Below are 17,249 nucleotides of genomic sequence, written 5' to 3'. Positions count from 1 at the left end.
AGTATATAGCTTTCCCTATAGCTTTAAGGGTTGATAGATAAATATCAAAAGGAAAAATTTGGAGTATTGAATGCCAACAAACAATCAGTTAGTACGTTTTGGAAGACAGTCGAAGATTCGTAGGACAAAATCCCCAGCTTTGGAATCTAATCCATTTTTGAAAGGTGTTTGTGTAATAGTGAAAACTGTTACTCCTAAGAAACCTAATTCTGCTCTTCGTAAAATGGCACGTGTTCGCTTAAGTAATGGGCAGTACGTGAATGCTTACATACCTGGTGAAGGGCATAATTTACAAGAACACTCTACGGTGTTGGTAAGAGGCGGAAGGGTTCCTGATCTTCCAGGTGTTAAGTACCATATAGTACGCGGTGCTTATGATACTCAGGGTGTAAAAAATCGTAAGCAAGGACGCTCACGTTATGGTACATCAGCGAAGCAAGCTGTAAAAAAATAATTTGAAATAGAGAGATAAGATGTCACGTCGTCATGCCGCAGAGAAAAGGGTTATCTTGCCTGATATGAAATATAATAGTCCTCTGCTTGCTAGGTTTATTAATAATATCATGAAGGAAGGGAAAAAAGCTCTAGCCGAAAAGATAGTATATTCTGCTTTTAGTAAAATAGAAAAAAAACATAGGGTAGATCCTTATGAAACTTTCAATAATGCTATGAATAATGTAAAGCCATATCTTGAGGTTACCTCAGTGCGTGTGGGAGGTGCAAATTATCAGGTCCCTTCCCCTGTTGATGAAAGAAGAGGGTATGCACTTGCGTCACGTTGGATTATCAATGCAGCAAATAAGCGTTCTGAAAAAATGATGATTGATAAGTTGGCGGAGGAATTATTTGAAGCATCAAATAATAGAGGGGTTGCTATTAAAAAAAGAGAGGACACTCATAAAATGGCTGAAGCTAACAAAGCTTTCGCTCATTTTAGTCCCAAAAAATCGCAACCAAGGTAATTAAATCATATGGCGATTACAGAATTTTCTCTTGCTAATACTCGTAATATAGGTATTTGTGCTCATATTGACGCTGGTAAAACTACTACAACCGAGCGTATTCTCTTTTATACAGGAAAATCACATAAAATTGGTGAAGTTCATGAAGGTGGTGCCACTATGGATTGGATGGCACAAGAGCAGGAACGTGGTATCACCATTACTTCTGCTGCTACTACCTGTTACTGGAAAAATATAAGGATTAACATTATTGATACTCCAGGTCACGTAGATTTTACTATAGAAGTAGAAAGGTCTTTACGTGTTTTAGATGGAGCGGTGGCGGTATTTGATGGTGTGGCCGGTGTTGAACCTCAGTCAGAAATAGTTTGGAGACAAGCTGATAAATATAAAGTACCTAGAATGTGCTTTGTCAATAAAATGGACAGAATGGGTGCTAATTTCTACAAATGTGTAGAAATGATTAAAGATCGTCTTGGTGCAAAACCTCTAGTAATTCAGTTGCCAGTTGGTATTGAAGAGAATTTCAAAGGAGTTATTGATTTAATCAAGATGCAGGCAATAATTTGGAAGGATGAATCTCTTGGAGCTGAATATTCGTACCAAGAAATCCCTGCTGATATGTTAGAAAAGGCTGAAGAATATCGTGCTTTGCTAATTGAAATGGTTGCTGAGGCTGATGATCATTTGATGGAGAAATATTTATCAGGTGAAGAATTTACTGAGGAAGAAATTCAAGTAGTAATAAGGAAAGGAACGATTGACCGAGTCTTTTTTCCTGTGTTATGTGGTAGTGCCTTTAAAAATAAAGGTGTGCAACCTTTGCTAGATGCGGTTGTTGACTACTTACCTTCACCAATCGATATTGGAATAGTCAAGGGAATAGATATTAATTTTGGAGAAGAAAAAGATTTTAAAATATCAGCATCTGAACCTTTCTCTGCTTTAGCTTTTAAGGTAATGACCGATCCATTTGTGGGATCTCTTACATTTATCAGGATTTACTCTGGTAAGATTAGTTCAGGTGCTACTGTCATTAATACGGTAAAAGACCAAAAAGAACGAGTAGGTAGGATGCTTCTTATGCATGCTAATGAAAGAGAAGATATTAAAGAAGCTTTTGCAGGAGATATTGTTGCTCTAGCTGGTCTTAAAAATACCACTACTGGTGATACTTTGTGTGATCCGGATAAGCAGGTTATTTTGGAGAGAATGGAATTTCCTGAACCGGTTATTGAATTAGCTGTAGAGCCAAAATCAACTGCTGATCAAGAAAAAATGGGAATGGCATTGTCTAGGTTAGCTGCTGAAGATCCATCTTTTAGAGTATCAACTGATCAGGAAAGCGGTCAAACTGTTATTAAAGGTATGGGTGAACTGCATCTAGAGATTATGGTTGATCGTATGAAACGTGAGTTTAAAGTTGAGGCTAACATTGGAGCACCACAAGTAGCTTATCGAGAAACAATTACCAAGCCTTGTGAAATTGATTATACTCATAAAAAGCAATCTGGTGGAGCTGGGCAATTTGCACGGGTTAAAATAATATTTGAACCTCAAGAAGTTGGAACAGGATTTGCTTTTGAAAGCAAAATTGTTGGAGGATCTATACCCAAAGAATTTATTCCTGGTGTTGAAAAGGGTCTAAATAATATAAAAGATACAGGTGTAGTTGCCGGCTATCCAATGATTGATTTTAAAGCAACCTTGATAGATGGAGCGTTTCACGATGTAGATTCAAGTGTACTTGCATTTGAGATTGCTGCAAAAGCTGCTTTTAGAGAAGGTATGCCAAAAGGTAATCCAAAATTACTTGAACCAATTATGAAAGTTGAAGTAATTACTCCTAATGAGTATATGGGGGATATTATTGGTGATCTAAACAGTCGTAGAGGGCAAATGCAAAGTATGGATCCAAGAGGTAATGCACAAGTTATAACTGCAAATGTGCCATTGGCCGAGATGTTTGGGTATGTTAGTACTTTGAGATCTTTGTCACAAGGTAGATCTCAATATAGTATGGTTTTTTCTCATTATGAGCAAGTACCATTACAGGTGACCGAAACTATTAAAGCTAAGAAATAAAAAAAATTATTAAGATAGCTATTAGTGTATTACATAATTATATGCTATAATGTTATTTTTTGTGAATAATAAGGAGATGAGGAAAAATGGACTTGGCAGGTGAGGAAGGATACTATATAGATGACCAGTGGTCATGAGATAAGCCGAAAAGCAGTTATCAATTAGTGTATCATGTATAATATGATATTATATATGACATCAAAAATGAGAAGTGACTTTTAAATTGCCTTGGCTAATGGCATCATTCGAATAAGTAAGAATTTTATTGAAATTAAAACACTTGACTTTTTGATAAAAATATGATAGGAGTGTAGCTCAATTGGTAGAGCGTCGGTCTCCAAAACCGAAGGTTGCGGGTTCGATTCCTGTCGCTCCTGCCAACTATAATGAGTTCGTATAATATGTTAAAGGAAAATAGAGTTTACAAATTTTACGAGCAAGTAAAGCAAGAAGTTTATAAAATTGTTTGGCTTGGTAAGAAAGAGTTGATAACTTCAACTCTTATAGTAGTGGTGGCTGTATTTATTTTTAGTATAATTTGTTTGGTGTTAGACTACGGTATACATAGCATAATGCAAGTTTTACTTAATATTGGGAAGTAAAGAATAGGTTTAGGGAAAAATTGTGGTGCAGTGGTACGTTATTCATACATTATCAGGCTCAGAAAAGCGTGTAAAGCAAATGATTCTCGATCAAATTGCTAAACAGGGTATGTCGGAGTTTTTTGAGGATATCGTTGTTCCGGTTATTGAAGTACCTGAAGTTAAACGTGGTAAAAACGTTAAGACAGAAAAGAAATTTATGCCTGGTTATATTCTGATTAAAATGAATATGACAGATGATTCTTGGCATTTGGTAAAAAGTGTAACTAAGGTTACAGGTTTTTTAGGTGGTAAAAGTACACCACAAGCCCTTAGCGAAAAAGAAATACAAAATATTTTTAGTAAACTGGAAGCTGAAACCAAAGATGCTAGGGTTTCGAAATTATATGAAATTGGTGAGGCAGTAATTGTTACTGACGGTCCGTTTGAGACTTTTACAGGGGTTATAGAAGAAATTGATTATGACAAAAATAGATTGCGTGTGTCTATATCTATTTTTGGTAAAGCAACTCCTATAGAACTAAATTTTACGCAGGTTAAGAAAAATAATTAGGGTTTGTTTAGGGTAGGGTGTGTACTCTCAAATGATCCTACGAATTGGATTTGAAAATGAATGGTGAGCAGGCGTAGCGTACATATAGTATAGTTACGCATGCGAATCCATGATATTTTCAAAAAACAATTCGTAGGAGCAGAAGAGTATGCAGTTTATTGTCTCTAGCATCCTAGCTAAAGGTGCATGAGTGTCAACTTAAGCAAACTCTATGTCATCCCAGCGTAAGCTGGTATCTAAAAAGAGCCTTCTAGGTTGTTTAGACTTTTTTAGACCTCTGCCTACGCGGGGTGACATTAGCACTAATAGGGATGATACTAAGCCTAGTATTAATTTGTTATCGAACTGAGGTTAAGCTGAATTCGATATAATATTACCGTGTGATGTAATCCTAACGTAAGCTGGGGTCTAATAGTCTTTTAGGCTGCTTTTTTAGATTCTTGCCTACGTGGGAATGCTTTGCTAGCGTGGATCAAAAACGGTAACGTTAGTATGGTACTTACAAGGTCAAAAACGATATCATTCCTAGCTAAAAGCGGGAATCCAAAAAATAGCCTGCAAAGGCTATTAGATATTATGGATTCCTTACCGAAGCGGGAATGACATACTAGTGATTCATGCGGGCAATGCTTTTAGCTAGGAACGAGAGTGTATTGACAAGGCTCACGTGAATAAAGCTATTAATTAAATAAGTAAGGATAAGATTATAATGGCAAAAAAAATAACCTCTTATATTAAGTTAACTGTGCCAGCAGGTAAGGCTAATCCATCCCCACCTATTGGTCCTGTACTTGGTCAGAAGAAACTTAATATTATGGAGTTTTGTAAGGCGTTTAACGCTGCGACGATAGCTATTGAACCAGGGACTCCTATCCCAGTCGTGATTACTGCTTATGAAGATAATAGTTTTACTTTTGTAACTAAGACTTCTCCAGCATCGTATTACTTAAAACAATTTGCTAAAATTCCTAAAGGTTCCAGTGCTACTAAAAAAGAAGCATTTGTTGGTAAGGTTACCATGTCAGATTGCATTGAAATTGCAAAAATTAAAATGGTAGATCTTAATACTGATAATTTAATAGCTGCCGCTAAAATTATTCGTGGTACTGCTGAATCTATGGGTCTTGAAGTGGTAGGAGATTAATGTATGTTAGTTGATAAAAAATTAGTTGGTGGCAAAAAGATTAGAGAAGCAAGAAAAAAAGTAGCTCTAGTTGGCAACCGCACTTTAGCAGAAGGAATAGAGCTACTCAAGTCTGTGTCTTATACTAAATTTGACTCTACTTTGGAAATGGTGATGAAATTAGGGGTAGATCCTAAGCACTCGGATCAAATGGTGCGTGGTGTTGTGGCACTACCCGCTGGTACCGGTAAAGTTAGTAGAGTTGCAGTGATTTGTAAGGATGAGCAGATAGAAGAAGCTAAAGCGGCTGGAGCAGATATTGCTGGTTCTACAGAAATTATCGATGATATTAAAGCAGGAAAAATTAATTTTGACGTTTGTATTGCAACACCAAATATGATGCCAGCAATAGGTGCAGTGGCAAGAATTTTGGGACCAAAGGGCTTAATGCCAAATCCAAAACTGGGGACTGTAACTACCGATATCGTAACGGCAATTAAAAATGCCAAAAGTGGTCAAGTAGAGTATAGGGTTGAAAAGGCAGGTATTATTCATGCTGGAATTGGTAAATTATCATTTTCCAAACAAGATTTGCTAGATAATGCATCAACTTTAATATCTGCTGTAGTTAAAGCAAAGCCTTCTGGTGCTAAAGGAAATTATTTAAAAGCAATATATCTATCTTCTACTATGAGTCCATCAGTAAAAATAGATTTAGCAAGTATATCGTAAAATACGACAAGGAGAGTTAAGGTGTTAAGATCAGAGAAACATGAATTTGTCGTAGAACTTGAAGAGGTGTATAAACGGTCAAATTCCGTGATAATTACTCATTATCATGGGCTTACTGTTAGTCAAGTAACTCTACTACGTAGGTCTCTTAAAGCAAAAAATGCGGGGTTCAAAGTAGTTAAAAATACTTTGTCAAAAATAGCAGCAAATAAGGTTGGTATTGGTGATATTGTACATTTGCTTGTTGGTCCGACAGCCTTTGCATATTCTGAAGACCCTGTTGAAGCTGCGAAAGTTGTTGTAGAATTTGCTAAAACTAATGAATGTTTGAAAATAGTTGGTGGTTTAGTAAATAATCAAGTATTAGATGCGAATTTTGTACAACAACTTGCAAAATTGCCTTCATTAAATGAGCTTAGAGGCAAAATTATTGGTATGGTACAAGCTCCTGCAACTAAAATTGCTGGTGTGGTGCAAGCTCCTGCAGCCAAGCTTGCTAGAGTTTTTCAAGCTTATGCAAATAAAGAATAATTTAATAAAAAAGTTTTAAAAGGAAGAAAATTATGACAGACCTAGTAAAAATCGTAGATCAATTGTCAACACTTACAGTAATTCAAGCAGCAGAGCTTGCAAAAATGCTAGAAGAAAAATGGGGTGTAACAGCTGCAGCTCCTGTAGCACAGGTGGCGGGTCCTGTAGCATCAGAAGCAGTAGCTGAAAAGACAGCGTTTGAAGTTGTTTTAGTCAGTAGTGGTGATAAAAAAATAGAAGTAATTAAGATAACTAGAGAACTTACTGGTCTTGGCTTAAAAGAGGCTAAAGAGTTAGTAGATGCTGCCCCAAAAACTATTAAATCCGGTGTAAATAAAGAAGATGCTGAAAGTTTTAAAGCAAAATTAGAAGCAGCTGGAGCAAAAATTGAATTAAAGTAATTGAGTATACCATCGGGCGGGAAAACCTAGAGTTTATTTTGGGGGTGTATTAAAAACTTGTTTGTGTAAGTTCATATTAATTAGGCTCTGTGAAGGTTGTTAGGATAACTTTCTAAGTTAATTATAGAGTATAGTGATTAAAGAATAGGGACAAAGGGGTAAAAGATTAAGCGTACATTTGTAAGTATGAGAATCCCCATTTATGGGTATTAACTTAAGCACAGGGTTGTTATTGTTGAGCAGTATTTTAACAAAAAAGATGTCATTCCCGTGTAGGCAGGAATGACATTAACCGTCACAGGGATGATATACTCGAATGATTTGGAGAATTGGATTTGAAAATGAGGGGTGAGTCAATGGAGCGTACATAAGGTACGTGAGTACACGAGTCCCTGATATTTTAAAAAACAATTTTTCAAAGCAGAAGAGTATACTTAGGCTGCTTAAGTTATACCCATGTAGTAGTTTTGTGATAGCCTTTCTTTATAAAGCAAAACAATAATAAATATATGTATACTCGAATGTGACTCCGAATTATTTTTTGAAAATATCAGGGACTCGTGTACTCACGTACCTTATGTACGCTCCATTGACTCGCCCCTCATTTTCAAATTCAATTTGGAGTCACATTCGAGTATACTGCAAGATTTAGAATATACATAGATTGGTAGAAACATTTTGGGACTAAATCTAGGTTTGTATTGTTAATAATGGAAATGAACTTGTTGTGTGATATTCTATTTGGTTTACGAGTTATGTTGCTAAATATGTTATCATACCCGTATAAACTATTACATTTTGTACAAAAACTTATAAAACTTTTAAGACAAAGTTCTTTTGCTTTAATAGGTCTTTGTATTTATTTATCCAAAATTCTGAATCAGATGAAGATAAGAAACAGATTTGTACATTTTAGTATATTTTTCTACTTTAAAGAATTGGTGTGGCAAAATTTCGGGTATTTGTGTATTTACGTACTAGATGTACGCCTAGTTCGCTTAGCCCTTGTTTATTGTCCCCATTCTTCAAATCATTTAAGTACACTCCTATTATATTTGAATAATTTAACGAATTGGTTTCGCAAAATTACAGAGTATTCGCATGTTTTTATTCCTAATGTACATATGCTACGCTCCCCTCTTGTTTTATGCTCTAATTCTTTAAATCATTCAAGTAATATTTTTAAATCGAGCTTTTTTAGATTTTTATCTTTATTTGGAGTTTATATAGAATACTAAAAAAGAAATTTAAGTTATACTCTTCTGCTTTGAAGAATTGTTTTCGCAAATACTTGCGGGGATTTCGCGTACGAACAACGGCTTACTACGTTGCGTTTGCTCACCCTTTGTTTGTTGTCCCCATTCTTCAGATCATTCGAGTATAACAATTTAGTTTATGTTAAGGTAAAGAAATTGGTAATTAAAGTTTAATTTTGAACTAAATAATCTGAATTTGATGTAACAAGTTAGTAGCAAATTTAATGTTATCTTTATTAGGGTTGATGTTATCCGAGCTATGATACACGGATAAGCAAACTCTATATTATCTCAGCGTAGGTAGTGGAATCTAAAAAAGTAGCCTTCTAGACCTTGCTACTTTCGTAGGGGGACATTGAAGGGAATGACATTGAGACTATTGTAATATGTGAGATTCCAAGTTTGAAGTAGATTTTTACTTGGTTTCAAAATAAAAAATTATTAAAAGCATTAATCGGGAGATTATATGACAACGCAATCCTTATCAATTGGCAAACGCGTAAGAAAAAATTTTGGTCACATAAATTTGGTAGCGTCTATACCAAATTTGATAGAGGTTCAGAAAAATTCTTATGAAAAAGGTTTTTTACAATTAGGAATTAAAGATTCTGAGCGAGAAAACAGAGGATTACAATCAGTATTAAGTTCAATTTTTCCGATTCACGACCCCTCTAATATTGCATATTTAGAATTTGCTAAATATGAATTTGATAATCCTAAATATGATGTTGAGGAATGTACTCAAAGAGGTCTTAGTTATGCTGCTCCTCTTAAAGTCACATTGCGATTAAGTATTTGGGATATTGATGAAGATACTGGAGCAAGAGAAATCAAAGGTATTAAAGAACAAGAAGTTTATATGGGGGATATTCCCCTAATGACAAAGAATGGTACTTTTATTATTAATGGTACAGAAAGAGTGGTGGTATCACAGATGCATAGGTCACCTGGCGTATTTTTCTATCATGATGATGGGAAAATTCATTCTTCAGGGAAGTTTCTATATTCTGCTAGAGTTATACCTTATAGAGGATCATGGCTAGATTTTGAATTTGATGCTAAAGATATTGTTTACTTTAGAATAGATAGGAAAAGAAAGCTTTATGCTACTACTCTTCTTAGAGCCATTGGAATGTCTACCAATGAAATTATAAAATTCTATTATGATACGGTAACATGTTTTACCAAAAATGCAAGCTGGGCAACAAAGTTTATACCTGAGTCTATAACTGCTCATAGGCTAGTTAATGACTTAGTGGATGCGGATACTGGCAATGTCATACTTGCATCTGGTCAGAAGATTACACCTCGTTTGGCTAAAAAATTTGCTAAAGATGGAGTGCAAAATATTTTGGTAGAACGTGAATATTTAGTAGGCAAATATTTAGCACAAGATCTTGTTAATCCGGATAATGGTGAGGTACTAGCCGAAATTGGTGAAATGATCACAATGGATATGCTGGACTCTATTATGACTCTTGAAATTCCGTCTGTCGATGTACTTGCTATAAATCCACAATCAAGTCCTTACATAAGGAACACCTTATTTGCTGATAAAAATCAAAATTATGAATCAGCATTGATAGACATATTTAGGGTATTAAGACCAGGAGAACCAGCTAATATTGAAGCTGCTAAAACATTATTCAACAACTTGTTCTTTGACCATGAAAGATATGATCTTTCAGAAGTTGGTCGTATTAAAATGAATGCAAGATTGGAACTTAATGTACCAGAATCTACAGCTATTTTAACTATTGAAGATATTAAAAATATTCTTAAAGTTTTAGTAGAGCTAAAAGATGGTAAAGGTTCGATAGATGATATTGATCACCTTGGTAACAGAAGAGTTAGGTCAGTTGGTGAACTAATTGAGAATCAGTTCAGAATTGGTCTTGTTCGTATAGAGAAATCAGTACTTGAAAGAATGTCGGTGGTTGATCTTGATGCCGTTATGCCTCATGATTTAGTAAATTCAAAAGTTTTGGTTTCTGTAGTAAAAGAATTTTTTAGTACTTCACAACTTTCTCAATTTATGGATCAAACTAATCCATTATCAGAAATAACTCATAAAAGAAGATTATCAGCTTTAGGACCTGGTGGACTTAGCAGGGAGAGAGCAGGGTTTGAAGTGAGGGACGTCCACCCTACTCATTATGGGAGGATTTGTCCAATTGAAACACCAGAAGGACAGAATATAGGTTTGATTAATTCCATGGCTACTTATGCTAGAGTTAATAAGCATGGCTTCATTGAGACACCTTATCGAAAAGTCATGGATGGTCATGTAACTGACGAAGTTGTTTACTTGTCAGCTATTGAAGAAGGAAAATATAAAATTGCTCAAGCTAATGCAGTTGTTGATCAAAAAGGTTTGTTACAAGAAGAATTAATTAACTGTCGAACTGAAGGTGGTAATTTTGTTATGGTTACCCCTCTAGAAGTGGATTACATTGACGTTACCCCGATGCAGGTTGTTTCCGTTGCTGCATCACTTATTCCATTTTTAGAAAATGACGATGCTAATAGAGCCTTGATGGGGTCAAACATGCAACGTCAGGCTGTACCGCTTATTAGAAGTGATGCTCCTTTAGTTGGTACTGGTATTGAAGGAATTGTTGCACAAGATTCTGGGGTTTCAGTTGTAGCCCTGCATGATGGAATAATAGAGCAAGTTGATTCAACTAGAATAGTTGTAAGGACTAAGGAGCAGAAAACAGATGGATCACCTAGTGTGGACATTTATAATTTATTAAAATTTCAAAGATCTAACCATAATACTTGTATTAATCAAAAGCCGTTGATTAACGTTGGTGATTATGTAAAAAAAGGGGAAGTAATTGCTGATGGACCAAGTACAGATAATGGTGAAATAGCTCTTGGTAGAAATGTGCTAGTAGCTTTTTTACCATGGAATGGTTATAATTTTGAAGATTCGATTTTAATATCAGAACGTATTGTAAAAGATGATATTTATACCTCAATTCATATTGAAGAATTTGAAATAATTGCTAGAGATACAAGACTTGGTCCCGAAGAAATTACTCGCGATATTCCAAATGTTAGTGATGAAAGTTTACGCCATCTTGACGAAGTCGGTATAGTATATGTTGGTGCAGAAATAAAACCAGGCGATATCTTGGTGGGTAAGGTTACCCCTAAAAGTGAGTCACCTATGACTCCAGAAGAGAAATTGCTCAGAGCTATTTTTGGAGAAAAAGCTTCAGATGTTCGGGATTCATCTTTACGTGTTCCTACTGGGATCACTGGTACAGTGGTAGAAGTACGAGTGTTTTCTCGTAGGGGAATAGAAAAGGATGAGCGTGCTATAGCTATTGAAAAGCAACAAATTGAAAAATTATCAAAAGATAGGGATGATGAACTTCGAATCATAGAGCATTTTGTTTTTATGCGTTTAGAGAAGATTTTAACAGGACAAATAATTGTTAGCGGTCCTAAATCCGTAAAATCCGGTCAATTGATTAGTGATCAAACCCTTAAGTCATTATCAAAAGGACAATTTTGGCAACTGATTGTTGAAGATGCTAATGTAATGAATGAAATTGAACAAATTAAATGTCATTATGATGAAAAGCAAGACAAGCTTAATAAGTGTTTTACTAGCAAAGTAGAGAAATTACAAAGTGGTGATGACTTACCACAAGGTGCTCTTAAAGTTGTAAAAGTATTCATTGCTACTAAACATAAGTTACAACCTGGAGATAAAATGGCCGGAAGACACGGGAATAAGGGTGTTATCTCTCGTATTATGCCAGAAGAAGATATGCCATTTTTAGAAGATGGTACAGTATTTGATATCGTTCTTAACCCACTTGGCTTACCTTCACGTATGAATATTGGGCAGATTTTAGAGACTCATCTTGGTTGGGCGGCAGTAAATCTTGGTAAAAAAATATCTTCTATGTTGGATCAAGTTCATAACAAAAAAATTGATGTAGAAGAGCTTAAATCTTTTATTTCCGAGGTATATGGGCATAACTCAACGACAAAAAATATAAAGAAAATGTCCAATCAAGAGATTATTGAGTTTTGTAATAATATCGATAAGGGGGTATATTTTTCAACCCCAGTTTTTGACGGTGCAAAGGTTGAGAATGTAAAAGAAATGCTAGTCCTTGCAGATCAAGACCCATCAGGTCAAATTAGGTTGATTGATGGTAGAACAGGAGAATATTTTGATCGTGCTGTTACAGTTGGCTATAAATATTTCCTAAAATTACATCATTTGGCCGATGATAAAATCCATGCTCGTTCTATCGGTCCTTATAGTTTGGTAACTCAGCAACCATTAGGTGGTAAGTCGCATTTTGGAGGTCAAAGATTTGGTGAGATGGAGTGTTGGGCACTACAAGCTTATGGTGCTGCTTATACGTTACAAGAAATGTTAACTGTAAAATCGGACGATGTGGTTGGTAGAATTAAAATTTATGAATCTATTGTCCGAGGTGATAACAATTTTGAATCGGGTATTCCTGAGTCGTTTAACGTGATGATCAAAGAATTCAGGTCCTTGTGCTTAAATGTAAAGCTTGAGGATACTACCACAGATTAAAGATATTTTTTGCAATTGCTACAGAAGGTCCAAGAGGCTTTTTACTAAACTATATCTGAAAAATTTTTTAAGGAAGAATCTTTATGACAACAGGGATGACAAATTTTTACGGACAATTAAGCAGTACTCAGCAATTTGATCAAATAAGAATTAATATTGCTAGTCCTGATCAAGTGCGTTCATGGTCTTTTGGTGAGGTAATGAAACCTGAGACAATAAATTACCGTACTTTCAAGCCAGAGAAAGAAGGATTATTTTGTGCTAGAATTTTTGGGCCCGTGAAGGACTATGAGTGTCTTTGTGGTAAATATAAACGTATGAAATATCGTGGTATCACTTGTGAGAAGTGTGGTGTTGAAGTTACTACATCTAGAGTTCGAAGAGAAAGAATGGGGCATATTGAGCTAGCAGCACCAGTTGCCCATATATGGTTCTTGAAATCTTTACCATCAAGGATTAGTACATTGCTAGATATGACTATGAAGGATCTAGAAAAAGTTCTATACTTTGAAAGTTATGTTGTTGTTGATCCTGGGTTATCTGCTCTGCAAAAGGGTGACCTTTTATCAGAAGACAGTTTGCAAAAGGCACAAGATGAGTACGGAGAAGATAGTTTTACTGCTTCTATTGGGGCTGAAGTGATTCAGCAGATGCTTACAGAACTTGATTTACCTGAATTAAAGAAGAGTTTGCAAGAAGATTTATTAAATACATCTTCAGAAGTTAAAAAGAAGAAGATTGTTAAAAGACTTAAGTTAGTTGAAGATTTTCTTGAATCTGAGAATAAGCCAGAATGGATGATTATGACTGTTCTGCCAGTTATCCCACCTGAAATTAGACCATTAGTTATGCTTGATGGAGGAAGGTTTGCAACTTCTGATCTTAACGAACTTTATAGAAGGGTTATTAATAGAAATAATAGATTAAAGAGACTACTTGAACTAAAAGCACCGGATATTATCATCAGAAATGAAAAAAGGATGTTACAAGAATCGGTCGATGCATTATTTGATAATGGTCGTCGAGGTAAAGTAGTGAAAAATACTAATAAACGTCCATTTAAGTCACTTAGTGATATGCTAAAAGGTAAACAAGGTCGTTTTCGTCAGAATTTGCTTGGTAAACGAGTGGATTATTCTGGTCGTTCTGTTATCGTTGTGGGACCAGAGCTTAAGTTACACCAATGTGGTTTACCAAAGACGATGGCGTTGGAATTATTCAAGCCATTTATTTATTCAAAGCTTGAATTATATGGAATTGCTACCACTATAAAAGCCGCTAAGAAAATGGTTGAAGCTGAGAAATCAGAAGTATGGGATATTTTAGAAGAAGTTATACGTGAACATCCAGTGTTGTTGAATAGAGCACCAACTTTGCATCGTTTAGGTATCCAAGCTTTTGAACCTTTACTGATAGAAGGGAAAGCTATCCAGCTACATCCTTTAGTCTGTGCTGCGTTCAATGCTGATTTTGATGGTGATCAGATGGCAGTGCATATCCCTCTTTCAATTGAAGCTCAGCTTGAGGCAAGAGTACTTATGATGTCAACAAACAACATATTGAGTCCGGCAAATGGTCGTCCGATTATCGTCCCTGATAAGGACATAGTACTAGGTCTTTATTATTTAACAATGGTTTTTGACAATGAACCTGGTGAAGGGATGAGTTTTGCTAGCATGTCGGAGATTGAACATGCTTTGTATAATAAGGTAATAACTATTCACTCAAAGATAAAATTTCGTCGCGATGTGCTTAATATTGAAGGGGAGGTTGTATCAACTATAGTGGATACTAGCTTTGGTAGGTTAATTATAGGAGAATTATTACCACGTAATCATAATGTTGGATTTAAGTTTGTAAATAAATCCATGACTAAAAAGGATATATCTGCGGTTATTGATTTGGTATATCGCCACTGTGGACAAAAGGCTACAGTGATCTTTGCTGATCAGCTAATGAAACTTGGATTTAAATATGCTTGTTCCTCAGGCATTTCTTTTGGTATGGACGACATGGTTGTACCAAAATCAAAAGATAGCCATATTAATTCAACATTGACTGAGGTAAAAGAATTTGAACAACAATATTCTGATGGTCTAATTACTTACGGTGAAAAATACAATAAAGTGATTGATGCTTGGTCTAAATGTACGGATAAAGTAGCAAATGACATGATGAAAGAAATTGCTATGACACCTGTTAATAATAAGCCTAATCATCAGAAAGTAAATTCGATATATATGATGGCTACTTCGGGAGCAAGGGGATCAGCAGCACAGATTAAGCAATTAGCTGGTATGCGTGGTTTAATGGCTAAACCATCAGGTGAGATTATTGAAACCCCGATTATTTCTAATTTCCGAGAAGGTCTTACTGTCCTTGAATATTTTAATTCTACACATGGTGCACGTAAAGGTCTTGCAGATACAGCGTTGAAAACAGCTAATTCTGGGTATTTAACCCGTAGATTAGTTGATGTTGCTCAAGATTGTATAATTACTGATGAAGATTGTCAAACTACAAAAGGCATAGAAGTCAGAAGTATTATCGATGGTGGTGAAGTTATTGTATCGCTCGCAGAGCAAATTTTAGGCAGAACAGTTGCGATTAACGTATATCACCCAGTTACTAATGCATTATTACTATCAGCCGGTGAATTAATTAATGAAGCAAAATTAGAAGAAATCGAATCTTCTGGTTTGGATGTGGTAATGGTAAGATCTGTTCTAACATGTGAGGTTATTGATGGAATATGTGTAAGATGTTATGGTAGAGATCTAGCCACTGGTTCTTTAGTATCAGTTGGAGAAGCAATAGGAGTGATTGCTGCCCAGTCAATTGGTGAGCCAGGTACTCAGCTGACCATGAGAACTTTCCATATTGGAGGAGCTGCAACGAAAGGTGTTGAAATATCTTCAATAGAAGCCTCTCATGATGCAAAAGTGAAGATTTTAGGTCGTAATGTGGTTGTTGATTCTGAGGGACGTAAGATCGTAATGGGTCGTTCATGTGAGTTATTATTATTGGATGCTAATAATAATGAGAAAGCAAGGCATAAAGTAGCGTATGGTTCAAGATTAATAGCCGATGATTCAGATAAGGTAAAAAAAGGACAAAAATTAGTAGAGAGGGATCCGTACACTATTCCGATTATTACCGAGAAATCTGGAAAGGTTGTATTCAAGGATATGGTAGAAGGAGTGTCAATTCGTGATATCACTGATGAAGCAACTGGTATTTCTAGCAAAGTTATAATTGAATCAAAACAATATTCACGCGGAGCAGAGTTACGTCCTCGTATTCAATTAGTTGATGAGAATGGAGAAACTATTATGCTATCCAATGGTTTGGAGGCTAGATATTACATGCCAGTGAATGCTATTTTAAATGTTGAAGATGGTGCTAAGGTGTCAGTAGGTGATATTTTATCACGTATTCCAAGGGAGTCAACCAAAACAAAAGATATTACTGGTGGTCTTCCACGAGTAGCTGAACTTGTTGAGGCTAGACGTCCAAAAGATCATGCTGTTATTGCAGAAGTAGATGGTAGAGTTGAATTTGGCAAAGACTATAAGTCAAAAAGGCGTATTGTTATTCAGCCAAGTGATAACACTACAGCAATTGAGTATATGGTACCAAAGGGCAAACATGTTGTTGTTAATGAAGGTGATTTTGTAAAAAAAGGCGATATGTTAATTGATGGCAATCCAGTTCTACAGGATATTTTAAAGGTAATGGGAGTGGAAGCTCTTACAAGCTACATGGTGGGAGAAATCCAAGCGGTTTACCGTTTACAGGGCGTAAAAATTGATGATAAGCACATTGAGGTAATAATTCGTCAAATGTTACAAAAAGTAGAAGTAACCCATTCTGGGGATACGACATTAATGGTTGATGAGAAGATAGATTATCGTGAATTTGCCGAAATTAATAAAAAAGCTATAGATAATGGTTTAAGACCGGCTGAAGCCCAACCAATCCTACAAGGTATTACTAAGGCATCGCTGCAAACTAGATCATTTATTTCTGCTGCTTCTTTCCAAGAAACAACAAGAGTTCTAACGGAGTCTGCTATAGCTGGGAAAATTGATAAATTGCGTGGGTTGAAAGAAAATGTCATAGTTGGTAGATTAGTGCCAGCAGGAACAGGCTTTTACATGAATAGGATGCGTAAACTTGCAGCTAAATTGGACCAGGAAGAGGTCGATTATCAGAAAACTTTAGGATAGATTCTCTTTAATAGGGAGTGTACTCTTCTGCTTGGAAGAATTGTTTTTTGAAAATATCAAGGATTCGCGTGTTCATGTACCTTATGTATACTGCTATGATTTCAAGGGTTGGGTAGACGAAGGTCAACTTCAAGAAGAGCTAGGAGTGTCAGTAGTCGAGCAGCGGAGCGTACATTAGTACGTGAGCAGCACATATCTTTGA

The 17,249-nt window shown here is 35.7% G+C and carries 11 protein-coding genes and 1 tRNA gene; all 12 read left to right on the top strand.

All coding sequences use genetic code 11. The annotated features are described in order from the left end of the window. Positions 1–70: 70 nt before the first annotated feature. The 12 genes from rpsL (at position 71) to rpoC (ending at position 17,047) form a co-directional block, all read left to right on the top strand. Complete coding sequence (gene rpsL, locus AAHM80_RS03905; protein WP_341747241.1) at positions 71–454, top strand: 30S ribosomal protein S12; 384 nt, start codon at positions 71–73, stop codon at positions 452–454. A 19-nt stretch (positions 455–473) separates the two neighbouring features. Continuing rightward, a complete protein-coding gene (rpsG, locus tag AAHM80_RS03900) occupies positions 474–962 on the top strand; it encodes a 30S ribosomal protein S7 (protein WP_341747240.1) in 489 nt (162 codons plus the stop codon). A gap of 9 nt (positions 963–971) precedes the next feature. Continuing rightward, complete coding sequence (gene fusA / locus AAHM80_RS03895; RefSeq protein ID WP_410521514.1) at positions 972–3,047, top strand: elongation factor G; 2,076 nt, start codon at positions 972–974, stop codon at positions 3,045–3,047. A 304-nt stretch (positions 3,048–3,351) separates the two neighbouring features. Next, positions 3,352–3,427, top strand: a tRNA-Trp gene (locus AAHM80_RS03890). A gap of 21 nt (positions 3,428–3,448) precedes the next feature. Beyond that, complete coding sequence (gene secE, locus AAHM80_RS03885; RefSeq protein WP_341748453.1) at positions 3,449–3,649, top strand: preprotein translocase subunit SecE; 201 nt, start codon at positions 3,449–3,451, stop codon at positions 3,647–3,649. Between the two features lie 19 nt (positions 3,650–3,668). Continuing rightward, complete coding sequence (gene nusG, locus AAHM80_RS03880) at positions 3,669–4,202, top strand: transcription termination/antitermination protein NusG (RefSeq protein ID WP_341748452.1); 534 nt, start codon at positions 3,669–3,671, stop codon at positions 4,200–4,202. A 709-nt stretch (positions 4,203–4,911) separates the two neighbouring features. Beyond that, positions 4,912–5,346: a 50S ribosomal protein L11 gene (rplK, locus tag AAHM80_RS03875; protein ID WP_342260338.1), complete on the top strand. Its 435-nt coding sequence runs from the start codon at positions 4,912–4,914 to the stop codon at positions 5,344–5,346. A gap of 3 nt (positions 5,347–5,349) precedes the next feature. Further along, the gene (gene rplA, locus AAHM80_RS03870; RefSeq protein ID WP_341751672.1) at positions 5,350–6,057 is read left to right on the top strand and encodes a 50S ribosomal protein L1; all 708 of its coding nucleotides are present in this window, start codon (positions 5,350–5,352) and stop codon (positions 6,055–6,057) included. 21 nt (positions 6,058–6,078) lie between these two features. Then, positions 6,079–6,588, top strand: coding sequence for a 50S ribosomal protein L10 (gene rplJ, locus AAHM80_RS03865; RefSeq protein ID WP_342260337.1), 510 nt, complete (start codon positions 6,079–6,081; stop codon positions 6,586–6,588). Between the two features lie 32 nt (positions 6,589–6,620). After that, on the top strand, positions 6,621–6,989 hold the full coding sequence (gene rplL / locus AAHM80_RS03860) for a 50S ribosomal protein L7/L12 (RefSeq protein ID WP_342260336.1): 369 nt from the start codon (positions 6,621–6,623) through the stop codon (positions 6,987–6,989). A gap of 1,722 nt (positions 6,990–8,711) precedes the next feature. Then, entirely contained in the window at positions 8,712–12,818 is a 4,107-nt protein-coding gene (gene rpoB / locus AAHM80_RS03855) for a DNA-directed RNA polymerase subunit beta (RefSeq protein WP_342260335.1), read from the top strand. A gap of 83 nt (positions 12,819–12,901) precedes the next feature. Then, positions 12,902–17,047, top strand: coding sequence for a DNA-directed RNA polymerase subunit beta' (gene rpoC, locus AAHM80_RS03850; RefSeq protein ID WP_375331903.1), 4,146 nt, complete (start codon positions 12,902–12,904; stop codon positions 17,045–17,047). Positions 17,048–17,249: the final 202 nt, after the last annotated feature.

Origin of the sequence: Candidatus Tisiphia endosymbiont of Metellina segmentata, assembly GCF_964030715.1 — a bacterium.
In the GTDB taxonomy this organism is placed as follows: Bacteria; Pseudomonadota; Alphaproteobacteria; order Rickettsiales; family Rickettsiaceae; genus Tisiphia.
Note: the sequence above shows the minus strand (reverse complement) of the source record. Positions and strands in the feature narration are given on the sequence as shown.